General features: G+C 68.4%; 21 protein-coding genes and 1 tRNA gene. 12 read left to right on the top strand and 10 right to left on the bottom strand.

What is annotated here, in order from left to right:
• Positions 1-56: 56 nt before the first annotated feature.
• Positions 57-1,508 carry a bifunctional UDP-N-acetylglucosamine diphosphorylase/glucosamine-1-phosphate N-acetyltransferase GlmU gene (gene glmU, locus ABN273_RS09795; protein ID WP_349448358.1) on the bottom strand — a complete coding sequence of 484 codons (1,452 nt, stop codon included), beginning with the start codon at positions 1,506-1,508 and terminating at the stop codon, positions 57-59.
• Positions 1,509-1,633: 125 nt separating this feature from the next.
• Positions 1,634-1,705 (bottom strand) — tRNA-Gln (locus tag ABN273_RS09790).
• A gap of 301 nt (positions 1,706-2,006) precedes the next feature.
• On the opposite strand from ABN273_RS09790, the gene ABN273_RS09785 reads away from it, so the two are divergent.
• The 4 genes from ABN273_RS09785 to ABN273_RS09770 all read left to right on the top strand — a co-directional run bounded on the left by ABN273_RS09785 (position 2,007) and on the right by ABN273_RS09770 (position 6,964).
• Positions 2,007-2,945: an acyl-CoA desaturase gene (locus tag ABN273_RS09785; RefSeq protein WP_349448357.1), complete on the top strand. Its 939-nt coding sequence runs from the start codon at positions 2,007-2,009 to the stop codon at positions 2,943-2,945.
• Between the two features lie 43 nt (positions 2,946-2,988).
• Positions 2,989-3,897 (top strand): TetR/AcrR family transcriptional regulator, encoded by a 909-nt coding sequence (locus ABN273_RS09780; protein ID WP_502910993.1) that lies wholly within the window; start codon positions 2,989-2,991, stop codon positions 3,895-3,897.
• Positions 3,898-4,068: 171 nt separating this feature from the next.
• On the top strand, positions 4,069-6,129 hold the full coding sequence (locus ABN273_RS09775) for an RNA degradosome polyphosphate kinase (protein WP_349448355.1): 2,061 nt from the start codon (positions 4,069-4,071) through the stop codon (positions 6,127-6,129).
• Positions 6,122-6,964, top strand: a complete 843-nt coding sequence (locus ABN273_RS09770) for an NUDIX hydrolase (RefSeq protein ID WP_349448354.1) — start codon at positions 6,122-6,124, stop codon at positions 6,962-6,964. Before ABN273_RS09775 ends, ABN273_RS09770 begins: the two co-directional genes overlap by 8 nt.
• Here the strand turns inward: ABN273_RS09770 and ABN273_RS09765 are convergent.
• From ABN273_RS09765 to ABN273_RS09750, 4 genes are read right to left on the bottom strand one after another with little or no spacing between them, the layout of a single operon-like run.
• Entirely contained in the window at positions 6,939-7,592 is a 654-nt protein-coding gene (locus ABN273_RS09765) for a cytochrome P450 family protein (protein ID WP_349448353.1), read from the bottom strand. The two genes, ABN273_RS09770 and ABN273_RS09765, sit on opposite strands and share 26 nt — an antisense overlap.
• The gene (locus tag ABN273_RS09760) at positions 7,589-9,079 is read right to left on the bottom strand and encodes a CYTH and CHAD domain-containing protein (RefSeq protein WP_349448352.1); all 1,491 of its coding nucleotides are present in this window, start codon (positions 9,077-9,079) and stop codon (positions 7,589-7,591) included. Before ABN273_RS09760 ends, ABN273_RS09765 begins: the two co-directional genes overlap by 4 nt.
• A 40-nt stretch (positions 9,080-9,119) precedes the next feature.
• Positions 9,120-9,458 carry a VOC family protein gene (locus ABN273_RS09755; protein WP_349448351.1) on the bottom strand — a complete coding sequence of 113 codons (339 nt, stop codon included), beginning with the start codon at positions 9,456-9,458 and terminating at the stop codon, positions 9,120-9,122.
• Positions 9,455-10,225: a trans-aconitate 2-methyltransferase gene (locus tag ABN273_RS09750; protein ID WP_349448350.1), complete on the bottom strand. Its 771-nt coding sequence runs from the start codon at positions 10,223-10,225 to the stop codon at positions 9,455-9,457. Before ABN273_RS09750 ends, ABN273_RS09755 begins: the two co-directional genes overlap by 4 nt.
• Positions 10,226-10,282: 57 nt before the next feature.
• Between ABN273_RS09750 and ABN273_RS09745 the strand changes: the two genes are divergently transcribed.
• Positions 10,283-10,786, top strand: coding sequence for a MarR family winged helix-turn-helix transcriptional regulator (locus tag ABN273_RS09745; RefSeq protein ID WP_349448349.1), 504 nt, complete (start codon positions 10,283-10,285; stop codon positions 10,784-10,786).
• A 238-nt stretch (positions 10,787-11,024) separates the two neighbouring features.
• On the opposite strand, the gene ABN273_RS09740 is transcribed toward ABN273_RS09745, so the two are convergent.
• From ABN273_RS09740 to ABN273_RS09730, 3 genes are all read right to left on the bottom strand, one after another.
• Positions 11,025-12,872 carry an ABC-F family ATP-binding cassette domain-containing protein gene (locus ABN273_RS09740; RefSeq protein WP_349448348.1) on the bottom strand — a complete coding sequence of 616 codons (1,848 nt, stop codon included), beginning with the start codon at positions 12,870-12,872 and terminating at the stop codon, positions 11,025-11,027.
• A 220-nt stretch (positions 12,873-13,092) separates the two neighbouring features.
• On the bottom strand, positions 13,093-13,995 hold the full coding sequence (locus ABN273_RS09735; RefSeq protein WP_349448347.1) for a 4-(cytidine 5'-diphospho)-2-C-methyl-D-erythritol kinase: 903 nt from the start codon (positions 13,993-13,995) through the stop codon (positions 13,093-13,095).
• A 473-nt stretch (positions 13,996-14,468) separates the two neighbouring features.
• Positions 14,469-14,927, bottom strand: a complete 459-nt coding sequence (locus ABN273_RS09730) for an NlpC/P60 family protein (protein WP_349448346.1) — start codon at positions 14,925-14,927, stop codon at positions 14,469-14,471.
• Positions 14,928-15,444: 517 nt separating this feature from the next.
• On the opposite strand from ABN273_RS09730, the gene ABN273_RS09725 reads away from it, so the two are divergent.
• The 5 genes from ABN273_RS09725 (at position 15,445) to ABN273_RS09705 (ending at position 20,234) form a co-directional block, all read left to right on the top strand.
• Positions 15,445-16,005, top strand: a complete 561-nt coding sequence (locus ABN273_RS09725; protein ID WP_349448345.1) for a hypothetical protein — start codon at positions 15,445-15,447, stop codon at positions 16,003-16,005.
• Positions 16,006-16,092: 87 nt separating this feature from the next.
• Positions 16,093-16,629 carry a hypothetical protein gene (locus ABN273_RS09720; RefSeq protein WP_349448344.1) on the top strand — a complete coding sequence of 179 codons (537 nt, stop codon included), beginning with the start codon at positions 16,093-16,095 and terminating at the stop codon, positions 16,627-16,629.
• Positions 16,630-16,638: 9 nt separating this feature from the next.
• Positions 16,639-17,667, top strand: a complete 1,029-nt coding sequence (locus ABN273_RS09715) for a COG1470 family protein (RefSeq protein ID WP_349448343.1) — start codon at positions 16,639-16,641, stop codon at positions 17,665-17,667.
• Between the two features lie 1,350 nt (positions 17,668-19,017).
• The gene (locus ABN273_RS09710; RefSeq protein ID WP_349448342.1) at positions 19,018-20,055 is read left to right on the top strand and encodes a helix-turn-helix domain-containing protein; all 1,038 of its coding nucleotides are present in this window, start codon (positions 19,018-19,020) and stop codon (positions 20,053-20,055) included.
• 35 nt (positions 20,056-20,090) lie between these two features.
• Positions 20,091-20,234 (top strand): hypothetical protein, encoded by a 144-nt coding sequence (locus ABN273_RS09705; RefSeq protein WP_349448341.1) that lies wholly within the window; start codon positions 20,091-20,093, stop codon positions 20,232-20,234.
• 768 nt (positions 20,235-21,002) lie between these two features.
• Here the strand turns inward: ABN273_RS09705 and rsmA are convergent.
• Positions 21,003-21,842 carry a 16S rRNA (adenine(1518)-N(6)/adenine(1519)-N(6))-dimethyltransferase RsmA gene (gene rsmA, locus ABN273_RS09700; RefSeq protein WP_349448620.1) on the bottom strand — a complete coding sequence of 280 codons (840 nt, stop codon included), beginning with the start codon at positions 21,840-21,842 and terminating at the stop codon, positions 21,003-21,005.
• A gap of 67 nt (positions 21,843-21,909) precedes the next feature.
• Here rsmA and ABN273_RS09695 point away from each other — a divergent pair, with 67 nt between their 5' ends.
• Positions 21,910-23,928, top strand: a complete 2,019-nt coding sequence (locus ABN273_RS09695) for a serine/threonine-protein kinase (RefSeq protein WP_502910987.1) — start codon at positions 21,910-21,912, stop codon at positions 23,926-23,928.
• A complete protein-coding gene (locus ABN273_RS09690) occupies positions 23,928-25,121 on the top strand; it encodes a hypothetical protein (protein ID WP_349448340.1) in 1,194 nt (397 codons plus the stop codon). The genes ABN273_RS09695 and ABN273_RS09690 overlap by 1 nt, the downstream gene beginning before the upstream one ends.

Here is a 25,121-nt window from a genome sequence, read left to right as displayed (position 1 = left end):
CTTCATCGGTCTCATGACCGGGCTGCTGTGCTTGTTGATGACCTCGACAAGCTCGGTCATGTCCCACTCTCCTGCTGCTCTTGCTCGGCCAGCGCCCGCTCGGCGGCCGCGGCCGACTTCGTGCCCGCGCGCCTGCGCAAGACCCATTTCTCGATGTTGCGCTGCCGCGCTCGGGCCACCCCGATGGCGCCAGGGGGCACATCGCTGTCGATGACGGAGCCGGCGGCCGTGTAGGCGCCGTCTCCGACGGTCACGGGAGCGAGGATCATCGAGTCGCATCCCACGAACGCGCCATCGCGCACGGTGGAGCGATGCTTGTCGACCCCGTCGTAGTTGACGAACACCACGGCCGCGCCGATGTTGACGTCGTCGCCGATCGTGGCGTCTCCCGCGTAGGACAGGTGCGGCACTTTGGAGCGCTCGCCGACCTTGGTGTTCTTCATCTCGACGAACGTGCCGGCCTTGGACTTGCGGCCGAGCACCGTGCCGGGGCGCAGGTAGGCGTAGGGGCCGACGTTGGCCTCCGGGCCGATCTCGGCGCTGTCGCAGACGGCGTTGCGGACTGTCGCCCCCTCGCCGACGCGGGTGTCGGTCAGCGTGGTGGCGGGGCCGACCTCGGCACCGGTCTCGATGACGGTGTCACCGTGGAGCTGGGTGCCGGGGTGGATGACGGCGTCGGGCGCGATCCGCACGCCGACGTCGATCCAGGTGCTGCCGGGGTCGACGATCGTCACCCCGGCGCGCATGTGCTTTTCGAGCAGGCGCTGGTTGAGCACCTTACGGGCGAAGGCGAGCTGCACCCGGTCGTTGACGCCCTCGACCTCGACGAAGTCGCCGGCCACGCAGGCGCCGACCCGGTGGCCGTCGCCACGCAGGATGGCCAGGACGTCGGTGAGGTACTCCTCGCCCTGGGCGTTGTCGCTGGACACGCGCTTGACGGCGTCGGCGAGCAATGAGCCGTCGAAGGCGTAGATGCCGGAGTTCATCTCCTTGATGGCGCGCTGCTCCGGGCTGGCGTCCTTCTCCTCGACGATCTCCAGCACGGCACCGCTCTCGTCGCGGATGATCCGCCCGTAGCCGGTCGGATCGGGCACATGGGCCGTCAGCACGGTGACCGCGTTGCCGTCGGTCTCGTGCCGTTCGAGCAACTCGGCGAGGGTCTGGGTACGAAGAAGCGGCACGTCCCCGTACGTGACCAGCACCGTGCCGGAGATCTCGCCGACCTCCTCGAGCACGGTGCGGACCGCGTGGCCGGTGCCGCGCTGCTCCCGCTGGACGACGGCGCGCGCGTCGGGACTGGTGGCGGCCAGGTGGCCGCCGACCCGCTCGAGCGCGTGGCCGATGACGACGATCAACTGCTCGGGATCGAGGTCGCGGGCGGCTGCGAGCATGTGGTCGACCAGCGCACGGCCACATAGCTCGTGCAGGACCTTGGGGGTCTGGCTCTTCATCCGGGTGCCCTCGCCGGCGGCGAGGACGATGACGGCTGCCGGGCGCGGCACACTCACGGACTGAGGCTCCCTGTGACTGGACGGATCAGGGTGTTTGGTACGGCTACCGCACCGCAACCCTCCCGACACCGTGAGGATACCTGGCCGCGCACCGAACATTCGCGCCGGGGAGCAGGTCACAGCTCCCGGAAGAGGACTCGAACCCCTACAAAGTGGACCAAAACCACTTGTCCTGCCGATTAGACGATCCGGGACGGATCGGACACGTGGTGTCCGACGCATCCCCTACGATACCGAGCCCGCACCCCGGCGCGCGCCCGTAATTACCCCCACGCGCGAGACGAGGGGCAAGTCTCCTGGTGGCAGGGACGCACGGCGCGTCAACCCACATAACAGACCACCCCAAAAGGCGCAAGGTGCGAACCCCACCCACCTTGCACGCCAGAGCGTCACCTTCCCCACATTCACTGCTTAGGGCTTCCTTACTTACGCTGGCGTAGGTTACGGTGGCGTAGCCCGGACATACATCCTCATTCATGTTGTTGGAGGTCGTCCATGACCGTTATCGCCGAGCGCCCAGCGCCAGCCCCGAAGCCCGAGTTCGAGCCCGAGCCGAAATCCAAGGCAGAGCTGTTCACGTTCGGGCTCGTCGTCGGGCTGCCGCTGATCGCGATCGCGAGCGCGGTGCCGTTCGCATGGGGATGGGGACTCGGCTGGACGGACATCGCCATCTCCTTCGTCTTCTACGTGGTCTCCGGGCTCGGCGTGACCGTCGGGCTGCACCGCTACTTCACCCACGGCTCGTTCAAGGCCAAGCGGCCGCTGAAGATCGCGATGGGCATCGCGGGCAGCCTGTCGCTGGAGATGTCGGTGCTCGACTGGGTGGCCACGCACCGCAAGCACCACAAGTTCTCCGACAAGGAGGGCGACCCGCACTCGCCGTGGCGCTTCGGGCCCGGCTTCAAGTCCATGTCCAAGGGCCTGCTCTATGCGCACATGGGCTGGCTGTTCGAGAGCGAGCGGACCAACAGGGAGAAGTACGCTCCGGACCTGTGCAAGGACCAGGACGTGCTCAAGCTGCACAAGTGGTTCGGCACGATCGCCGTCACCTCCATCGTGCTCCCCGGCGTGATCGGCGGGCTCGTCACCTGGTCCTGGCAGGGCGCGGTGACCGCGCTGTTCTGGGGCTCGATCGTCCGCATCGGGCTGCTGCACCACGTGACCTGGTCGATCAACTCGATCTGCCACGTGTTCGGCGAGGAGGACTTCCAGGTACGCGACAAGTCCCGCAACGTCTGGTGGCTGGCCATCCCGTCCTTCGGCGAGTCGTGGCACAACCTGCACCACTCCGACCCGACCTGCGCCCGTCACGGCGCGCTCAAGGGCCAGATCGACCTGAGCGCCGGACTCATCCGGATCTTCGAAAAGCTCGGCTGGGTGTACGACGTCCGCTGGCCGACGCCCGAGCGGCTGGCGGCGAAGCGCATTGCCTGATGCCGATCAGCCGATGAGCGGTCACGCATCGGTGGCCGTCATTATGGAGACCGTGACCGAACCCCGATCTCGCAGGCGTATGTCCGGCAGCGAGCGCAGAGAGCAGCTGATCCGCATCAGCCGCACCCTCTTCGCGGAGAAGGGGTTCGACGGGACCTCTATCGAGGAAATCGCAGCTACCGCACAGGTGTCGAAACCCGTGGTATACGAGCATTTCGGCGGCAAGGAAGGCGTCTACGCGGTCGTGGTCGACCGCGAGATGCAGAAGTTGCTCGGCATGATCACCGAGGCTCTGGCCGCCTCCCATTCACTGGTCAAGCTGGAGCGGGCCGCGCTGGCGCTGCTCCAGTACATAGAGGAGAGCAGCGAGGGCTTCCGCATCCTCGTACGCGACTCGCACGCCGCCTCGGGCACCGGCACGTTCGCGAGCCTGATCAGCGAGATCGCCAGCCAGGTCGAGGACGTCCTGGCCGACGAGTTCGCGGCGCGCGGCTACGACCCCAAGCTCGCGCCCATGTACGCCCAGATGCTGGTCGGCATGGTGGCGCTGACCGGGCAGTGGTGGCTCGACGTGCGCAAACCCGGGCGTGAGGAGGTCGCCGCCCACCTGGTCAACCTGGCGTGGAACGGCCTGACGGGACTCAACCCCAACCCGTCGATCACCGCCATGACCCGCGAGCAGTCCGCCGTCCCGGCCAAGCCGCGCACCACCAGCGAGAAGGAGCTGCGCGAGCTGGAGAAGGCGCGCGAGAAGGAGCTCAAGGAGGCCGAGAAGGCGCGCCAGAGAGAGCTGAAGGAGGCGGAGAAGGCGCGGGTGCGGGAGCTCAAGGAGCGGGAGCGGCTGCTCAAGGAGGCGGAGAAGGCGCGCGAGCGCGAGGAGAAGATCCGCCAGCGCGAGGCCCGCCTGGCCGAACGCGCCGCCCGCCTCGAACAGGTGGACCACCCGGAGTAAAGGACGTCAGCGCACATCGGCGGGACAGCCGGGTGCGGCGGGCTGGAGCCGCGGGCTTGAACAGCGGGGATGGCTTGGATGACGATTGTGTAGAGCGTGGCTGACCATCCGGGATGAGCCGTTGCGGCCCTGTTAACGTTCTGTTCAACCAAACGGGGCAATATAGGTCATATGTCCGCGGAACCGTTCCAAGCCGCCAACGACCTTCCCCTACCACAGGAGCGTTTTCTCAATCGCGAAGAGAGCTGGCTCCAGTTCAACGAGCGCGTACTCGAGCTGGCCGAGGACCCGTCGATCCCGCTGCTGGAGCGGGTGCGCTTTCTGGCGATCTTCGCAAGCAACCTCGACGAGTTCTTCCGCGTACGGGTGGCGGGCCTGAAACGGCGCATGGCCACGGGCCTGCTGCTGCGCACCAAGAGCGGGCTGAAGCCACGCGAGGAGCTGGCCAGGATCGGCACGATCGCGGACGAGCTGGCCAGGCGGCACGCGGCGACGTTCCACGAGCAGATCTGCCCGCAGCTCGCGGCCGAGGGCATCGAGATCGCCAGGTGGGACAATCTGGGGCGCGAGGAGCGTACGGAGCTGCGCAAGCTGTTCAGGGAGCGCATCCGGCCGGTGCTGACGCCGCTGGCCGTGGACCCCGCGCATCCATTTCCCTACATTTCGGGACTCAGCCTGAATCTTGCGGTTCTGGTGCGTAATCCGGCGACCGATCACACGGTCTTCGCAAGGGTCAAGGTTCCGTCGCAGCTGCCCCGATTCGTACCTGTCTCCAAAAACAGATTCGTCCCGCTCGAGGATGTCATCGCGGCGCATCTGGGACAGCTCTTCAAGGGCATGGAGATCCTCCAGCACCACGTCTTCCGCGTCACCAGGAACGAGGATCTCGACGTGGACGAGGACGTCACCGAGAACCTCATGCAGGCCCTCGAGAAGGAGCTGCTCAAGCGGCGCTTCGGCCCGCCCGTGCGGCTGGAGGTCGAGGACACGATCACCCCGGAGGTGCTGGCGCCGCTGGTGGAGGAGCTGGAGCTGGCGCCACACGAGATCTACCGCGTGCAGGGCCCGCTCGACCTGTCGGGCCTGCACGCCATCGCCGACCTGGAGCGGGGCGAGCTGAGCTACCGGCCGTTCGTGCCCGCCGAGGTGATCACCGCCGAGGACGACCTCTTCTCGATCCTGCGCGAGCGGGACGTGCTCCTGCACCACCCGTACGACTCGTTCGCCACCAGCGTGCAGCGCTTCATCGAGGTGGCCGCGGCCGACCCCAAGGTGCTGGCGATCAAGCAGACCCTCTACCGCACCAGCGGCGAGTCCCCCATCGTGGACGCGCTGATCGACGCGGCCGAGGCGGGCAAGCAGGTCGTGGTGGTCGTGGAGATCAAGGCCCGCTTCGACGAGCACGCGAACATCTCCTGGGCCCGCAAGCTGGAGAAGGCCGGCTGCCACGTCGTCTACGGCGTGGTCGGGCTGAAGACCCACTGCAAGCTCGCGCTCGTGGTCCGCCAGGAGCCCTCGGGCGAGCTGCGCCGCTACTGCCACATCGGCACCGGCAACTACAACCCCAAGACCGCCAGGCAGTACGAGGACTTCGGCCTGCTGACGGCGGACCCGCTGGTCGGGGAGGATGTGACGGACCTGTTCATCCACCTGACCGGCTACTCCAACCACTCCGCCTACCGCCGGCTGCTGGTCGCACCCCACTCCATGCGCAGCGGGCTGCTGGCCAGGATCGAGCGGGAGATCGCCCACGCGCAGGCGGGGCGGCCCGCGCGGATCAGGATCAAGACGAACTCGCTGGTGGACGAGCCGATCATCGACGCGCTCTACCGGGCGTCCAGGGCCGGTGTCCCGGTGGACCTGTGGGTGCGGGGCATCTGCAGCCTGCGCCCAGGAATTCCAGATTTGTCCGAAAATATCCGCGTAAGGTCGGTCTTGGGGCGCTTTCTTGAGCACTCCCGGGTGTACGAGTTCGGCCTGGGCCGCCGGCCCGAGCTGTGGATCGGCAGCGCCGACCTGATGCGCAGGAACCTCGATCGCCGCGTCGAAGCCCTGGTCAAGGTCACCTCGCCGCAGCACAAGGCCTATCTCATCGAGCTGATGGACCTGGCCATGGCCGACACCACGAACGCGTGGTGGCTGAACTCCGACGGCACGTGGGCACGCCATCCGGGCGAGGACCCGCAGAGCCATCTCATCGGCACGCGCCGCTGGAGGACCGTTGATGACTGACCTGCTCCGCGCCGCCGGAGCCGTGGTCTGGAGGGGTGAGGAGAGCCGCCCAGAGGTTGCCGTCATCCACCGCCCGAACTACGACGACTGGACCTTCCCCAAGGGCAAGCTGAAGTCCGGGGAGCACGAGATCGCCGCCGCCCTGCGCGAGGTACGCGAGGAGACCGGCCTGACCGTGCGGCTCGGCCGCGCGCTGCCGGCCGTCCACTACCTCAGCACCGGCCGGCTCAAGCGGGTCGACTACTGGGTGGCGCGGGTGGCCGGCGACGACGGGTTCTCCCCCGGCGACGAGGTGGACGAGCTGCGCTGGTTGCCGCTGGAGGAGGCCGGGCGGCTGCTGACGTACGAATGGGACATGGGGCTGCTGCGCGCGCTGCGGGCCGCGCCGCTCGAGACCGTGCCCCTCGTGCTCGTCCGGCACGGCTCGGCCGGCGCCAGGAACGAGTGGCAGGACGACGACGCGCTGCGCCCGCTCGACGCCGACGGCCGGGCCCAAGCGGCGAACCTGGCCACCGCGCTGCCCGCCTACCGGCCCGAGCTGCTGATCAGCTCCCCCAGCGCCCGGTCCGTCCAGACCCTGGAGCCGTACGGTGCCGAGACCGGGGCGGACATCAAGCTCGAGCCGCTGCTCAGCGAGGAGAGCTACGATCCGCACAAGACGGCCGCCCTGGTCGGGGAGATCGCGGTGCCGGCGGCCGTGTGCAGCCACCGCAAGGTGCTCCCCGGCCTGGTCAAGGCGTTGAGCGGCAACGGCTTGCACCTGCGCAAGGGCGCGTTCGCCGTGCTGCACAGGGTGGGCGAGGACGTCGTCAGCGTCGAGCGTTACACGGCCTGATCACCAGGTCACCGGAAGCCGGGCGAAGCCGTCCGCGACGCCCACGAGGACATCGAGATCGGCGGCCGCACGATCCGCAAGGGCGCTTCTGCATCGGCGCCATCTCGTTCGCCAGGTCCGACAGCACGTCCTCGCCCGGCTCGCGCCGCTTGCGCTCGATCAGCCCCGCCATGTACCCCATGTACGCGCTCAGCTCCTCGCGAGCGGCCTGGCTGCGCTCCATGTCCAGCATGTCGCCCATGCGGGACGACACGCCGCCGAAGTACTCCCTGTCCTCGTACGGCACGCCCAGGAGCCGGCAGATGACCAGCACGGGCGGCGGGAACGACAGCTCGGCGTGCAGGTCCACGGGCGGCGTCAGCTTGGCCAGGTGGTCGAGCCGCTCATCGACCAGGGAACCGACGTGGTCCCTGAGCGCCTTCATCCTGCGAGCGGAGAAGGACGGCATGAACAGCTTGCGCATGCGGTCGTGCTCGGCCTTCTCCGTGGCCACGTCGCCTTGGGGGCCGCCGAGCAGCGCCGAGCCCGACAGCCGCGCGGCCTTGTCCGGCTCCGGATGCGAGCGGCCGAGCCTCGGGTCGTTGAACAGGCTGCCGCGTTCGAAGGGGATGGTGGGAAGGTTCCTCACAGAACCTTCTTAACCGCCTTCAGGGTCTTGGCCCAGACTCTGGGGAACTCGGCGTGTGCCCGCTCGGCGGTGTTCCGCTCGATTCCGATGAGCAGCCCGTACGTGAACGTGTCCTCGCCTGCCTGGCGGGCGCTCTCGGCCTCCTTCGCCAGCGTCTCCTGCGCGACGACGCCGTCCTGGTGCGCACCCAGGACTTCCTGGACGTCCTCGGCCAGCTTGGCCAGCTTGCCCATGTTCGCGCCGAGGGTGGGCTGGAGCGCTTCGGCGGTGTAACGAGCGCGTTTGGCGGCCTTGCGCACGTCATGCATGGCTATTTCACGACGTTCCGGATCTTCGATGGCCTGAGCGGTGTCGTAGGCCTTCGTCACCCTCGCCCAGTTGGCCGCGGCGACGGCGGAGAGCCGGTCCTTGGCCGGCTTGGCCGCCGCCTTGCCAAGCTGCGGGGCCGATACGAGCTGGTCGAGCGCGTTGAGCAGGGTGTAATAGCGGTCGCTGCTGAGCGTGTCCTTGATGCGGACGTACGCCTCTTGCTCGCGTTTGTGCAGATCCGCGCCGAGCCGGGTCTGGATGGGCCCGGCGACCAGCTCGGGCTGCAGGCCGGCCAGCTCCCTGCCGAACCTGGCCCTGATCACCTCGAGGTCGCGGGCCTCGCCGAGCACCGTGCCGAGCCAGCGCAGCTCGTCCTGGATCGGGCCGGTGTCGGTCACGATGCTCTTGAACGCCTTGAGCGCGCTGCGCAGCCTGCGGGCGGCCACGCGCATCTGGTGCACGGCGTCGTCCTCGGCCCTGCGTACCCGGGGATCCTGGGAGAGGAGGGCGGCCACCTGGCCGGCCAGGTAGGCGACGACGGTCTCACCCGCCGTGTCCGGTTCGGTGGGGGCCTTGGGGAGCGGGGCGGGTTCGAGCAGTTTGACGAGCTTGCTGGCGGACGTGGAGGGCATCGCCCCGGCCTTCCTGAGGCGCTTGCCGACCTTGGCGAGGAATGCCCGGCGATCCGCGGCGAGCAACTCTGCCTCGACCTCGCGCCACCGCACGACCTTGGGCTCGTCCTGGAACACCGTGCCCTTGACGCGGTCGTCGGCGATCTCGACCAGTCTGGTGTCGCCGTCGAGCAGGACGGTGACGCTCCTGCGAGTGTCCAGCTCGGCGACCGGCTGGAGCTCCGCGCCGCGGGTGAAGGCGCGGACGAGTTCGGCCAGCTCGGGGGGCACGATCTTGGTGCTGCGGGTGAGCGGGTGCGTGATCTCCTGGCGCACGCCCTTGGCCTTGGGCAGCTTCAGGTGCCAGCCGGCATCGGAGCCGCCTCGTCGCCGCCTGAGCGTGACGCCTCGGGTGGCCAGTCGAAGGTCAGGGGTGTCGTAGTAGAGGGCCACGAGCTGGTGGCTCTTCGGGCCCACGACGTCGGCCAGACCGCTCAGGTCCGGGATAGCGTAATCGGGAGGAACGTCGAACTTGTCCTCGATCTCGATGCCCACTACACCTCGCAAGAGTCCGATTTCGGAACATCATGCCACTTTGAGGTGAACATCACACGGCCTGCAGAAGCTCAATCCTGTTGCCCACGGGGTCCGAGACGTAGATCCGCCGATAGCCGGGGAACAGGTCGTCGATTTCCACGCCGGAGGCGTAGGCGTCGAGGTCGTCCACCAGGAACGCGGGGTGGGCCTTTCGCGCGGGCCTGAAGTCGTCCTCGATGCCGAGGTGGACCTCCACCCCCTCGCCCCTGAACCACACACCGCCGCGCTTGGCCAGCTCCGGCGGCTTGGGCACCTCCCGGAGCCCCAGGACGCCCGTGTAGAAGCGCCTCAGCTCGGGCTCACTGCCCCTGGGCGCGGCAAGCTGGACATGATGAATCTGCCTGATCACTTCTGCACCACCACAAAGATTCTCCGGAACGGGAAGGGCGTGCCGTAGCTCCTGGCCGGATACGCCTCGGCGAGCGCCTTGGCGAGGTCCTGCCTGAACCGGCGCTGCTCGTCGGGGGCGAGCCGGTCGAAGACGGGACGCAGGGCGGTGCCGGAGACCCAGTCGAGCACCGGGTTCTCGCCCTGGAGCAGGTGCAGGTAGGTCGTCTCCCACGCGTCCACCTGGGAGCCGCCGTGGTTGAGCAGGTCCAGATACTCGATGGGGTCGTCGACCGGATGCGCCCTGACGACGTCGCTGAGCTTGTCGGACCAGGCGCGGGAGGCGCACAGCTCGCGGATCGCCACGTGGCTGGGCGCGTCGAAGTTGCCGGGCACCTGGAACGCCAGCCAGCCTCCCGATGCCAGCTCCTCGACCCAGTGCTCCAGCACGGCGCGGTGCTCCGGAACCCACTGCAGGACGGCGTTCGAGACGATCACGTCCATCGGCCGGTCGGGGCGCCACGTGGCCACATCCGCCACCGCGAACCTGACACTCGACTGCAACTGGCGGGCCTTGGTGATCATCGCGGGCGAGGAGTCGAAACCTTCGACGGTCGCACGGGGCCAGCGCCGGGCCAGCTCAACGGTGAGTTCCCCACTGCCGCAGCCCGCGTCCACGACATAATCGGGATCGACCGCCCCCACCCTGGAGACCAGCTCGACGAACGGCCGCGACCGCTCGTCCGCGTAGACCGCATAGGTCACCGGGTCCCAGATATCTCTTGACATGAAGATAATTGATATCGAGAGAGATATCTCGATGTCAAGACAGTACACTCTTGTGTCATGACGGAGGATGCTAGGGACGAGGTGGACCGCCTCGTCGCGGCTTGGCGCGCGGAGCGTCCCGACCTCGACGTCGAGCCGCTCCAGGTGCTCTCCAGGGTGTCACGACTGGCCAAGCATCTCGACCGGGCCAGGCGGGCGGCGTTCGCCGAGCACGACCTGGAGCCGTGGGAGTTCGACGTGCTGACGGCGCTGCGGCGGGCCGGCAAGCCGTACGAGCTCAGCCCCGGGGCCCTGCTGCGGGCCACGCTCGTCACGTCCGGGACCATGACCAACCGCATCGACCGGCTCGCGCAGGCCGGCCTGGTGCGGCGCCGCCCGGATCCGGAGGACCGCCGCGGCGTGCTGGTGTCCCTCACGGACACCGGCCTGGCCCGGGTCGATGCCGCCTTCGCGGACCTGCTGCGCCGCGAGCGCGACCTGCTCTCCGGCCTGGGCGCCGACGATCAGCGGCTCCTTTCCTCCCTTCTCCGCATGCTCCTCGCCCCCTTCGACGCGTCTTGAGGCCCTCAGCCTTTTACGGCGGGGGCTTATGCCTGTACACCTTCACCGCGAGCGCCCCTCCTGGAGCCGCCCACCTTCACCGCGAGCATCCCTCCCGGGGCCGCCCACCTTCACCGCGAGCGCCCCTCCCGAAGCCGCCCGCCTCGGGCAGGGGCCACGTCCCAGGGGCGCCCGACTTCACGTCGCGCGCGCGTTCCGGAGCCGTCGCTCGCATCCCGCGTGGGCGGATGGGGAGATGTCAGTCGCCCAGGCGGTCGGCGAGTTCGAGCCACTCGGCTTCGATCGTGTCCTTCTGGGCGGAGATCTCGCGTAGCTGGGCGTCGAGGGAGCCGAGCTTGGCGTAGTCGCTGGCCGCTTCCGCCATGGCCGCGTGGAGGCGGGACTCCTGGTCGCTCAGCTTGTCGAGCTGGCGTTCCAGGCGGTTGAGCTCCTTGCGCAGCTCGCGTTCCTCCTTGGCCGACAGCCCGGCGCCTGGCTGGCCCGGCGCGGACGTGGCCCTGGAGTGGTCCGCACCACCGGATACCGCGCCGTCAACATCCGGTACGGAAGGCGGTCCGGCAGGAGTGCTCAGGCGGGCGGTCACGGCTGTGCCGGCGGCGCGTCGTTCGAGGTATTCGTCCACCCCGCCGGGCAGCAGCGAGAGCTTGCCGTCACCCAGCAGCGCCACGCACCGATCGGTCACCCGCTCCAGGAAGTAGCGGTCGTGGCTCACCAGGATCAGCGTGCCGGGCCAGCCGTCCAGCAGGTCCTCAAGCTCGTTGAGGGTCTCGATGTCGAGGTCGTTGGTGGGCTCGTCGAGCAGCAGGACGTTCGGGTCGTCCATGAGCAGCCTGAGCAGCTGCAGCCGCCGGCGCTCGCCACCCGACAGGTCGCCGATGACCTTCCACTGCGCCTCGCCCCTGAACCCGAGGCGTTCAAGCAGCTGGGAGGCCGTCCACTCCCTCTTGCCGACCTGGAGGTACTTGCGTACTTCCTCGACCGACTCCAGCACCCGTCGCGTCGGGTCGACTTCGGCGAGCTCCTGGGACAGGTGCGCGAGGCGTACCGTCTTGCCCCTGATCACGCGCCCGGAGTCGGGCGTCACCGTGCCGGCGAGCAGGCGCAGCACGGACGACTTGCCGGAGCCGTTCACCCCGATCAGCCCGATCCGGTCTCCCGGGCCGAACTGCCACGTGAGATCCCCGAGCACCAGCGGCCCGTTGCCCGGCCCGCCGGCGTGCAGCGTGACGTCCTCGAGGTCGTAAACGGTCTTGCCGAGGCGGGCCGCGGCGAACCGCATCAGCTCGACGGTCTCGCGCGCCGGCGGCTCATTCGCGATCAGAGCTTGGGCGGCCTCGATGCGGAACTTCGGCTTGGACGTACGGGCGGGCGGGCCGCGCCGCAGCCAGGCGATCTCCTTACGCATGAGGTTCTGGCGGCGCTCTTCCGCGGCCTGCGCGATCCGCGCCCGCTCGGCCTTGGCGAGCACGTAAGCGGCATATCCCCCCTCGTACCGCTCGACCCGCCCGTCCACGACCTCCCACGTGCGGGTGGACACGGCGTCGAGAAACCACCGGTCGTGCGTCACGACCACCAGCGCGCTCTTCCTGCCCGCCAGATGGCCGGCGAGCCAGGCGATGGCCTCGATGTCGAGGTGGTTCGTGGGCTCGTCCAGCATGATCAGGTCATGGTCGTCGATGAGCAGCTGCGCCAGCGCCGTACGCCTGCGCTCCCCACCTGACAGGTCGGCGGCCCTGGCGCCGAGGTCGAGGTCGCCGACCAGGTTGGCGAGGATCTCGCGTACCTGCTGATCCCCCGCCCACTCGTGCTCGGCCAGCCCGCCGAGGACGATCTCCCGTACGGTGGCGCTCGGGTCCAGCGCGTCGTGCTGCGACAGGAATCCGACTCGCAGGCTCCGGTTATGCGTGACCCGTCCCTTGTCCGGCCGCACCGCTCCCGCGATCACGGACAGGAGGGTCGTCTTCCCGCCTCCGTTACGCCCGACGACGCCGATGCGCTCGCCTGCCTCGACGCCGAGGGATACGTCGGTGAGGAGGGGCTTGGGCCCATAGGCATGGGAGACCGACTCAAGATTGACCAGATTCATGACCTCCCCAGGGTATCGGCTCCCCATCCATCTCCCGCCCGCCGAACTCGGTGGTGTCAAACTCGGTCGTGCCGAAGTTGTCGGTGGTGCCGAAGTCGATGGTGCTGGAGGCGTCACCGCACGCATACGGTGGGCCCGCGCGTCACCTCAGCCTCGGCACCCTCGGGCACGGCGAGTTGCACACTCGCCGCCTTGGACCGGCCGTGGGCGAATGCCGTGGTCAGGCCAGGGTTGCACCCTGGACCGGGCCGTGGGCGGCTACGGCGGTGTGGGCGGCTCCCGTGCTGGTCAGGCTGAGGGCCAGGTCGCGGGCGTGGAGTGCGTCGATGGCCAGGAAGGCGCACGTCGGGCCCGACCCCGAGACGATCGCCCCCAAAGCCCCGTGCTGGCGGCCCGCCTCCAGGGTGGGGCCGAGCTCCGGTCTCAGGCTGAGCGCGGCCGTCTGGAGGTCGTTGCTCAGGTGGGCGCCGAGGGAGTATGCGTCGCCTGTGCCCAACGCCTCCATCAGGGAGTCGTCCAGCTGAGGCCAGGGGACCTCGGCGCCTGACGCCGCTCTGAGGCGGTCGCATTCGGCGTAGACGCTGGCCGTGGAGAGGCCGCCGTCCGCCAGTGCGAACACCCAGTGGAAAGTGCCCCCAGTGGGCAGCTCGCTCAGCTGCTCACCCCGGCCGGTGCCGACCGCCGTGCCCCCGAGCAGGGAGAACGGCACGTCGCTGCCGAGATCGCCGGCGATCTCCATGAGGTCCTCGAACGGCAGCCCCAGCCCCCACAGCTCGTTGCAGGCCACCAGCGCCCCGGCGGCGTCGGCGCTGCCACCCGCCATGCCGCCCGCCACAGGGATGTCCTTCTGGATGATCAGGTCGGCGCCGTAGGTGCGGCCCGCGTGTTTGGCGAGCGCTCGGGCGGCCCGGATCGCCAGGTTGCTGTCATCGGTCGGCACCTGGTCGGACCACTTGCCGTTCACCACCACGGTGATCGACTCGGACTCCTTCGCCACCACCTCGTCGAAGATCGATACCGCGTGGAAGACGTTCACCAGGTCGTGGTAGCCGTCTTCCCTGAGCGGGCCGACAGAAAGCTGTACGTTGACCTTCGCAGGCACACGTACGGTCACCGAACTCATCGATCTTGTGCCACTCTCATCACTTGCCGGGGTCAAGGACACTAGATGTTATCGGGGCCCGGAGCCCTGACATGCGGTTCTCGCAATATGACCTCCAGAACGACCGCCTCTGCAACACGCAGAGTCAAGTTGATCCCTCCTTTGCCCCGAACGTCATAGGTGACAAAGAGTGATCCGGGTTGCCGGGAAATGCCCCCTACCCTCCGAGCCTGGGCGCGCACCCCGGTGCAGATGCTCGCGGGCGGCCCATGACGACGTGATCGCAGGATGGCGAAGCGGACCGAGAGAGCGCGATCGAACGACCGCACGGCGTGCACGCACGCGACGAGCAACGAGTGCATGGCGTGCAAGCGGGCGGCGAGTGCATAGCGCGGACACGAGCGGCGAGGAGCGAGTGCACGGCGTGCACGCGGGAGACGAGGAACGAACGCACCCGCGCCGGCGTGTCGGCGGTGGCGAGGGCGGTGAGCGGCTCAGCCGGGACGTGTCATGCCGCGGAAGACGGCACGGTAGTAGGGCGAGCTGAGGAAGTCGGTCGTCTTCACGACGTCGCCGGTCTTCGGGGCGTGGATTATCAGTCCACCGCCCAGATACAGCGCCACGTGGGTGGGGTCGCCTGTGCCGCCGCCGAAGAAGAGCAGGTCGCCTGTGCGGCGCGCGCTGAGCGGAACACGGCGGCCCTGGCGGAACTGTGTGCCCGTGTAGTGGCCGAGGGCCACGCCCGCCCGGGCCCAGGCGTAGAGGGTCAGGCCGCTGCAGTCGAAGCCTCGCGTTCCCGCTCCCCTGCCTATGCCGAAGGTGGGGCCGCCCGCTGAGCCGCCGCCCCAGGAGAACGGCACGCCCAGCTGGGCGAGAGCTGCGGCGGCGGCGATCTCGCCGCGAGTGCGCCTGCTCTGCTTCGGGGGTGTCAGTGGCCGCCAAGGTTCTCGCATGCAGAGGTCACCAGGGCCCGGCTCGGGGACCGCTCGTGAGCATGGATCCGGCGGGAGGGAGGCTGCTCGAGCAGGGCGCGCGGACAGGGCGAGGGCTGCGACGAGCGCTCCGGCGACGGCCGGCCTTAGCTTGATCATTTTGGCCTCCTGTTGGGGATGGGAGGCCAGGATCACGCGCCGGAGCGGGGCGGCTTGAGGCCGAACGCGGTTCTGTGGAGGACGCCGGGTTTTCCACAATCAGGAGGTTGACCTGGGGTTTTAGAGCTATGCTGCCCCGTGTTGACCCGGTTGGCCCGTGAGTGGCCCGTCAGGTTCTGTGACGGCGGACATGAAAGGCTCCCTGCCAGCAGCGGTCTGATCGTCTCCCCGCCCGCCCATCTCCAAGTGGTTCGTGATCTGCCGCTAAAGGCAGGGGCATATGCAGGCGTGCACGCCTGTCCCGGAGAGGTGCCTACTTCCATGATGGAGATCGTTGTTGCTGGAGATGATGTGGCGATCCCGAGGGTGGGGGCGGTCGATGTCGTATGTGGCGCCGGTGTGGCGTTGTGGCTTTGTTCACGTGTGCGGCGGGCTGGCGCTCCTGGCGGCCGGCATGGCCTTGGTGGTGCTGGGCGGGTCGGGGCCTGCCCGCGGCGGCAGCGACATGCAGCTCACCGGGCCGGGCGTTGGAGCTGCCGGACTGCGGCAGCCGATCAGCATGTCGGATCTGACGTCGAGTTTCACTTTGGACGGCCTGCCGAATACGACGCAGACGCGCATCGGCGTGGTCACCATGCGGGTATGGACGCCCAACCACACCGGCTACCGGGTAACCGTGCAGGCCGACGCCTCCATACTGGCGCCGGTCGCCCCCGGTAATCCCGATGCCATCGCGGTAGCGCGGTTGCAGGTGCGCGAGACCGGCACCACCACGTTCACGCCGCTGAGCAGTACCAGCGCGGTGACCGCGCACAGCCAGGCCACCATGACCGGGCCGCCGCCGGGTGATGCGATCAGTAACGATTACCGCGTGCAGATTCCGCTGGTCCGCCCGGGAATGTACCGGGTGACGCTCACCTACACGGCCATGACCAACTAGGTCCCGTTCACGCCCGCGCGCCTCCATAACAGTAAGTGCCCATTGTGTTACTTTCCGTTCCAGGTTCGGGGAGTGCAGGGGGCTGTCATGAGACGATTCACACCGTCCGCAGTGCTAGGTGCCTGCGGTGGCGCGTCGCTGGTTGCCGCAGGGCTGGTCGTGATGCTGGGCAACGGTTCCAGCGCGCTGGGAGATGAGGTCAACGGTCAGACGCAGGCCAACGTGAGCGTGGCCTCGGCGATCACGCTCACCGGCCTGACGCCCAGTTTCACACTGTCAGGGCTGCCCAACACCACCGCCACCCAGGACAAGGCCGTCTCCTACCGGGTCACCACGAACAACACGCTGGGCTATCTGGTCAGCGTGCGGGCCGACGCGGCCGCGCTGACCGCCCAGGATCCAGCCAACCCCGACACCATTCCCATCTCCGATCTCGAGGTCAAACCCGACGAGGGGGTCATCTGGAGCCCTGTGGGCAACAACGATGTCGACGTGGTGCACAGCAAGGACAGCCCCTCAGCCGCCGGCGGGGACCTGCTGCAAGATGACTACCGGGTGCACATCCGCAACGTGCGCTCCGGCACCTACTCGGTGACCCTCACCTACACCGCGGCCACCAGGTGAGCCGCCCGCGTGCCCACCTTCATCCACGCGTCCATCTGGCGCAGGTACGCGCATCTGGCTACCGCGATCCTGCTGGCCGCCGGACCCGTCGCCGCCACACGAGGTCTTGCGGCCGCACCGGCATACGCGGCACCGGAGCGGGCATCGGCACACGAGCCCGACCCGCAGTTCTCGCTGACCGTCTACCCCAGCCGCGTCGATGTGCCGCCCGGCGCTGGGCGGCATGCCACGGTCGTGCACATCAAGAACGGTGGCAACGCGGCGGTGCCCATCCAGATGTCGGCGGCAGAATTCACCCAAGCCCCGGATGGCACCCTGACCTTCCAGCCTCCCGGATCCTGGTCAGCCACCTCATGGGTACACACCCGCCCCCAGCACTTCACCCTCCCACGCGGCCGAACCCGCAAGGTCCACGTCCAGATCACCATCCCCGACCGGCCTGAACCGGGCGAGCGATACGTCGGGCTGCTGTTCAAGACACCGGCGGTGCCCGCAGCCGGCAACATCCTGCTGCAGCGGTCGATCGCCGCCAAGCTGTTCATCTCCGTACCCGGCACGATCAGCCGACACATCGAGGTCGGCCAGCTGCAGGCGCCCAGCCTCAGCATCGGCGGCGCCATCTCCCTGTCCCTGCCGATCCACAACCGAGGCAACATCCACCAGGACTACGTCCATCCCCACGGACTCAGTGCCCGGATAGGCGAGCAGACACTGCGGTTCGCCGACTTCACCGTCCTGGCCGGCTCCACCCGCCTCGTCACCGCCGAATGGCCCGACCCGCCGCTGTTGTGCCTGTGCCAGGCCACGATCAGCGTGCCCGACGGGACCGGCAAGACCATCACCCGCCAGGTACCCATCACCATCGTGCCGCTACGCGAAACAGCCGGACTGCTCCTGGCCGCCGCCGGACTGCTGCTGGTCCTACAAGCCAGCCGCCGCAGGCACCGAACTGCTCTGGCCCGCGCACGCCAGCAGGGCTACCACGACGCCCTCAACCAGGACGATGCCCCCCGCCACGACCACCACGACAGCAACTGACTGATATCAGCCAGCCCACCATTCCGGCACGCGGTGCCGACCACATCCGGTACGCGCTGGAGACCGCGTTCGGGGACGAGGCGGGCCACTGCCGGTCCTGGCACAGGCCCTTCGCCATACAGCGCCACTGCCGACGCGTGTTGACCGTCGTGAAGTCCGGCCGCCCCGCCCGCTCTGCTTCTGCCGCAACCGCAGAACACCTTGGGCATAGCCACCCCGGTGAGAGTCGGCATAGCTCAGCCGCACCCCACCCGCAGCAGGCACCCACACCAGGTGATGCGGCTCGGCCTCCCCCGTCCAGCCGATCACGTACGGGTAGCGGAACGCGGTCCCAGCCACGCTCTGGGTGCCGCTCACGCCCCACCCACACCAGCGACAAGGGAAGCCGTCCCGTACAGCCGCTCGTGGCGCTGCTCGTAGAAATGCGCCACCCGCCGCACAGCCGTCTCCATCGCCGAGCACGGACACGACGTGTAACCCCACTTACCCCGCTGAGTTGTCTCATGCAGGCACCAGCGGAAACGCCACCCGAACGGACCCCACTCACACCAAACCGCCAGCCCGACCGACCAGATCCCCACCAGCGCAATACCCTCGCACTCGCTGATCTGCGACTCGATCCCGTACCTCTCCAAGCCCTCCGCCAGCGTCCGCGCCAGATCGCCGGCCGGACTTCCGCGCCAACTCGCCGTCACCGCTCGATCCCTCCTTTGATCGACCCACAGCGCGGCAGCAGAGCCGGCACCACGCGTTCACCAACCTGCGTAAGGCCGGTCTCCCAGCAGCCGTGCGTAAGCGCGTCTACGAGCCACAGACCCTGCCCGTCATCTCGTTAGGGCCAGGCATGCGCGGCATCGGGACCGACGCCGACCCGCCAGGGTCTACGACGCTCAACCGCCAGTACCGCCGCTCGCCTTCTTCCACCGGCCGCAGGCTCATTCGCACCCATGCGCCGCCACCGTGAAGCACGGCGTTGGTCACCAACTCCGAGGCGATGACCTGAAGGTCCTTAAGCGCCGGATGGTCCCCCATCCACGCTCGAAGTTCCCGACGAGCAAGACCGGGCAGTAGGGCACTGTCGCCGATCTCGCTGGTCAGCCAGACCTTGATACCTGCGTACGGGGGATCTGACACGGCTGCTCGCATGAGGATTGCCACCTTTGTTCGCTCGCCTTAACTACGCGATCTTCATCCCTTGTGTTCTGGTGGGACGATGATTTCCCCGAGCTACTCGCAAGGTTTGCACTTCCGACACGCCTGAAGCCATTAACACAATTACTTGTGGCACACAGATCCTCGTGGTTCTGTGGTAAATGCAGAGCCCCCCGAGATGATGCGGCAGGAGACGCGATGCGCCCCCCGAAAGACCTGGATCCGGACGCAGGCGAAGACGCTCGATTCGGATATGAGTTGCGAAAAGCCCGAAATACGGCGAAGCTGACACTCGGACAGATGGGGACCAAAACAGGCTTCCATGCCAACACCATCGGAGCCGTGGAAAGGGCAGAGCGGAGGCCGTTTGAAGAGCTAGCAATCAAGGCAGAGGAGGCTCTAGGGCTGGAGTCGGGGAGCCTGGCTCAGTACCTACCCGACGACAGGCGGCCCTGGATCTACAAGAACATGCTCCCACCGTCCTGGCTGGAGTTCGAGGCGGGAGCTACCGAACTGTGGATCTTTACCCCTACCATCGTGCCCGGCCTCCTACAGACGGAGGACTACGCCCGCGCGGTGATGCTCGGTGCACCAAGGCCCGACCCGGCACAGATAGACGAGCGCGTGAGGGCAAGGATGCAACGTCAGGAGATCCTGAACTCTCCCGACGCCCCTATGGTCTGGGCCGTACTAGATCAGACCATCCTCGACCGCGTCATAGGAAGTGAAGAGATCACCCGAGCCCAGTTCGCCCACCTCCTCAAACTGGGCGAGAGTGCGAACGTCTCCATCCAGATCCTCCCGTTGGACGCCATGTCAACGACCGGTCTGCTTGGAGGCTTCACCATCGCTCACTCTCCCGAGAAGCCGGACGCGGCTTTCGTGGATGGGCCGGTAACTGGGAAAATGTGGGACACCGCCGCAGAGGTGGAGACTCTTAGGCTTCGTTCTCCGGGGACAACGGCGACTGCGTGGCGTTCAAGGACCTGGGCAACGGCTACGTTGCCATCAAGGACACCAAGAACCCCGACGCGGCACTACACGTGTACTCCTACCGTGAATGGCGGGCGTTCACCAAGGGAGTCCAGAACATGGAGTTCGAGGTCTAAGCTCCCCACAAGGAGGGACCCGCCAGACGTCGTGGCGGGTCCCTTTCTTGTGTCTGGATTTACCACCGCCGTGTGTAGCACTACACCCGTTTACCACATGGTTACCGTCAATAGCGTTATGGGATAACGCACAACGGAGGGCGGACCCGGAGGAGCGACGCCATGGCCAAGAAGGACGACGAGCCCCCGCCGATCTGCGATACCTGCATGGGTGCAGGCGGCGAATGGATCGACCAGAATGGAGATACCAAGAAGCAGCGGGTATGGAAGAAGTGCACCGCATGCAACGGAACCGGACGTAGATGACCGACCCCATCACATGCCCCGAGTGCCAAGGCCGCCGAGGAACCCGCTTCAGCGGCGGCCTCTTCCTACGCTGCCGCTTCTGCCAAGGACGCGGATGGGTCGGCGGCGAACACGAGCCAGCCGAACGCGGAGACCATCCATCACCAACACCCCCGCCAGCCTGGCAACACCCCTCCCTCCACGGCACAGGACTCTGCGGACACTGCCTAGGCTCAGGCGAAGTCATCCAACTCGGCGGCGGCGACGAACGAGCCACATCCATCGGGAAGGCACCCTGCCCACTCGGCTGCAAGAAGCCAGACCAGGCTCTTTAAAGCCCCTTTGGAACCCCCACGGGCTAGCCGCCGCACTGCGTGCCTCTGGCCCGCTGGACTCGCCATAGAGACGGCAAAGAACAAAGAGGACCCGCCTCCGGCAGGGGCTCGGACTCCGGGATGGCCAAGATCACCCGCGCGGGTAAGTCGTGGCTGCTGCGGGCCAACCCTGCGTACGGCCCGAGCAACTTGGCCCGTGTATGGCCCGCGAGGGAGAGCCGTCAGCGACAGCGAGTCTCAGTGAGACCCTATGGGACACTTTGATTTTGCCTCTCCCACCTTTCCGCAGTTCAGACAGCCGTCAACCCCCTGACCAGGCCCGCAACGGTCCTTTTCCAGAGTCCACAGACGACCTATGTTCTTCTGTGGATGGAAGGAGAACAGGACCGCGAGGTTGTGGAAAACGGTGGAAAGGCTCAGCTCAGGACCGAGCCGGCCCCTCCCGACTCAACGGTCACGGCCTGGACTCGGCGATGCGGGCGAAGGCGTGGATGTCCAGTTGCTCGCCCCGGGCGGACGGGTCCACTCCGGCCGCGCGGAGCGCCTCCTCTGCCTGGGCCGCGCTGCCCGCCCACGAGGAAAGGGCCGCACGCAGGGTCTTCCTCCGCTGCGCGAAGGCGGCATCCACCACCTGGAACACCTCCTCACGCGAGGCCGTCGTGGCGGGCGGCTCCCGTCGCACCAATGAGACGAGGCCGGAATCGACGTTGGGGACGGGCCAGAAGACGGTACGGCCAACCGGGCCCGCGCGGCGAACGTCCGCATACCAGGCGGCCTTGACCGACGGCACCCCGTACACCTTCGAACCGGGACCGGCGGCGAGGCGGTCGGCCACCTCCAACTGGACCATGACCAGGCCCTTGCGCAGCGACGGCAGGACCTCCAGGAGGTGGAGCACCACCGGGACGGCCACGTTGTAGGGGAGGTTGGCGACCAGGGCCGTGGGGGTGAAACCGGACAGGTCGTCGAGCGTGATCTTCATGGCGTCCGCGTTCACGACCGTGAGCCGCTCGGACGCCCCGCGCTCGGCGACGGTGATGGGGAGCTGGCGGGCGAGCACGGGGTCGATCTCGACGGCCACCACGTGCGCGGCCGACGGCAGGAGCGCGAGCGTGAGCGAGCCGAGACCCGGCCCGACCTCGATGACCACGTCGTTCTCCGACAGATCGGCCACGCGGACGATACGCCGGACGGTTCCTGCGTCGATCACAAAGTTCTGGCCGAGCTTTTTTGTCGGACGAAGATCTAGCTTGTCCGCCAAAATACGTATTTCTGCTGGGCCCAACAGCCTCATCATCCAATCAGTCTCTCGCATCGAAGAACCATCGATGGCGCTTGGGGAGACCAAAGGAGAGGATGGCGTGGAACAGGAAGGGACGTCCCTCATGGAGCCAACGGGCGCCGCGCCGCTCCGCCCGACGGACTTGCGGGAAATCGGGCCGTACCGGCTGCTGGGCCGACTCGGCGAGGGCGGTATGGGGACCGTGTTCCTCGCTCGTGCGCCGACGGGGCGATTTGTCGCGCTCAAGGTCGTCAAGGCGGAGTTCGCCAACCAGGAGGGGTTCGCGGCCAGGTTCCACGCGGAGGTCGAGAACGCCCGCCGGGTGGCGTCGTTCTGCACGGCCCAGGTGCTGGACAACGGCAACACCGGGGACGGGCGCCCGTACATGGTGACCGAGTACATCGCGGGCGCCCCGCTCTCCGATCAGATCGCGAAATACGGGGCTCTGGAGCCGGGGGCACTGCACGGCGTCGCGCTGGGCGTCGCGGCCGCGCTGGCGGCCATCCACGTGGCCGGGCTGGTGCACAGAGACCTGAAACCGGCAAACGTGATCCTCTCGCTGTCGGGACCCAGGGTGATCGACTTCGGCATCGCCAGGGCGCTCGACAGGGAGACCGGATTCACGCTTTCCGGTGAACTGTTGGGCAGTCCTGGATGGTGGGCTCCGGAGCAGGTACGCGGTGAGATCGTCACCCCGGCGGCCGACATCTTCGCCTGGGGCTGCCTGGTGGCGTACGCGGGCAACGGGCGGCACCCATTCGGGCGCGGCGACCCCATCACGCTGGCCACGCGCGTGCTGAACACCCCGCCCGAGCTGGGCGCGCTGCCCGCGCCCCTCCACGAGCTGGTACGGCGGGCCACCTCGATGGACCCGACCCTGCGACCGACGGCACAGGATCTGCTGATCGCCCTGGTGGGAGGCAGCACGCCAGCACGGGCCGCCGATCCGCCCACCCTGGTCGCGACCGAGATGCTCAACGACTGGCGGCCACCGCAGAACGTCGTGGACGAGCCGGACATCACGGCCACGTTCACGACGCCCCCACCGAGCGACACCACCGGCAGGGCGCCCGCCGCTCCGGGCGCTCAGACCGTTCCAGGCCCCAGCGTCGCAGGCCCCAGCGTCGCAGGTCCCAGCGTCCCAGGTCCCGGCGCTCCGGGAACCCCCGGCGTGCCCGGACCGCCGGGCGCGTTCGGCGGGCAAGCCGGTACGGCAGGCACGCCGCCCCCTCAGCAGAGTCAGGCGTCGCTCGAGGAGCTGGCCCGGAGAGAGGAGGAGGCGGCCAAGGAGGAGTTCGCGCGCTGGGAGGCCCAGGCTCGGCAGAAGGAGCAGGCCCAGGCCGAGGCTCTGGCGAGGAAGAAGGAGCAGGCCCGGTCGCGCGGCCAGGAGGCGCAGCTGCGGCAGTCCAGCCTCCCCGGCACCGAGAAGACCCGGCCGGGCCAGGGCCATACGGCAGCTCGGACGGGCCAGGGCCACACGGCGGCTCTGCCGGGCGAGAGCCGCACGGCGGCGCTGCCAGGAGAGAGCAGCACGGCGGCCCTGCCGGGTGACGAGCCCGACACCCTCGGCGGTTCGAGGACAAAGGGCACACGGTGGCTCATCGCCGCGGCGGCGGCCGTGCTGGCCATCGTCGTGACGACGGCCGTCCTGATCGTCACCTCTGGCCGCAGCACGACCGTCACCACGACCCCCGGCACCCCCTCCCAGGCGGCCGCCACCGCGGCCCCCAACGACGTGGGCCGCCGCTTCGCGCTGGGCGCCAACTTCGACGACCCCATCGCGATCGTCGCGTCGGCGCCGGAGTGCGGGCTGAAGGAGTACGAGGGCAAGACCGCGACCCAGGGCCAGCTCTGCGTGATCCGCTGGACGATGATCAACCCGGGCGGCGAGCGCAGGCAGCTGATCCAGCCCGTCGTCACCATGGTCGACGACCGGGGCGGCGAGCACGACCCGGCGGCCGTCACGCTGCCCCCGGCCATCCTGCCGGGCGGCCGGGTGGACAGCGCGTTCGTGTTCGACCTGGCCATGTACCGCAAACCCGTGAAGATGACGGCGACCATGCTCGAGAACGGCAATCAGATCGAGGTCGGGCTGTGATGATGATCCGACCTGCGTTGATCGCGCTCATGCTGGCCACCGGAGCACCCCTGACGTCCACGGCCACGGCGGCGGCCTGCGCCGGAGCCGCCGACTTCGACGGCGACGGCGTGGACGACGTGGCCGTGGGCGACCCGTTCGCCGACGACCAGAAGGGCTCGGTGAACGTGCTGTCCGGCGACAAGGTCGTCCCCGTCACCGTCCCGAACCTGGCCAGAGGCGACGCCTTCGGCTGGTCCGTACGGCTGGCCAAGGTCAACGCCGACGCCTGCGCCGACCTGCTGATCGGCGCGCCGTACGCGGACGTGGACGGCGCCGAGGACGCCGGGGCCGCGTACGTCGTCTTCGGTGGCGGCGCCGCGCCGCCGCAGCGCCTGACCGCGTCCCAGCCGCAGCGGTTCGCGCACTTCGGCTGGTCGCTGGCCGCGCGCGGCGACCTGGTGGCGATCAGCGCGCCGTACGAGGACGAGGCCCAGCTGCTGGACGTGGGCGCCGTCTATGTACGCAAGGGCCCGGGCGGGTTACGCAGGATCGGCCAGGAGTCCGACGACGTGCGGGGCAACAGCGAGGTCGGCGACCAGTTCGGCTGGTCCATGGCCTTCGGGGCGGGGAACGAGCTGGTCGTCGGCGTCCCGTACGAGAACAACGACGGCGCGGGCCGCCAGGTGGAGGCCGGCAGGATCGACTCGGGCTCCGTCGTCTTCATCGAGGACGTGCTGGCGCCCAAGCTCTCGACGTTGAAGCTGGACTCGTCAACCGACGCCTCCGGCGACCGGTACGGCTACGCGCTGGCGTACGCCGAGGGCTACGGCTACGCGGTGAGTGCGCCGGGGCCCGGGTACGTGGAGCTGCTCGACACCGGCCGGAAGCGCACGAGAAGGCTGACGGAGGCGGGCAAGCAGGCTTTCGGGTTCTCGCTGGCCGCCTCGGCGGACGGCAGGCTGGCCGTCGGCGCGCCCTACGGGGGCGGCGTCCGGGTGATCTCCTGGAAGAACGCCGCCGAGGACAGGCGGCTGCCTGCCGGTGACGGGCTGTTCGGCTGGTCGGTGGCCTTCAGCGGCAACAAGCTCTTCGTGGGGCAGCCGGATGCGCAGCCGTACGGGAAGGTCTCGGTGGCCGGGCGCAACGCCGACACCCTGCAGCCGGTCCAGCCCGCCAAGGGTGCCGACTTCGGCGCGTCGGTGTCCGGCTGA

Origin of the sequence: Nonomuraea sp. B19D2 (assembly GCF_040137845.1) — a bacterium.
GTDB lineage: Bacteria > Actinomycetota > Actinomycetes > Streptosporangiales > Streptosporangiaceae > Nonomuraea.
The sequence above is the reverse complement of the archived record's forward strand: the minus strand, read 5'-3'. Positions and strand labels throughout refer to the sequence as shown.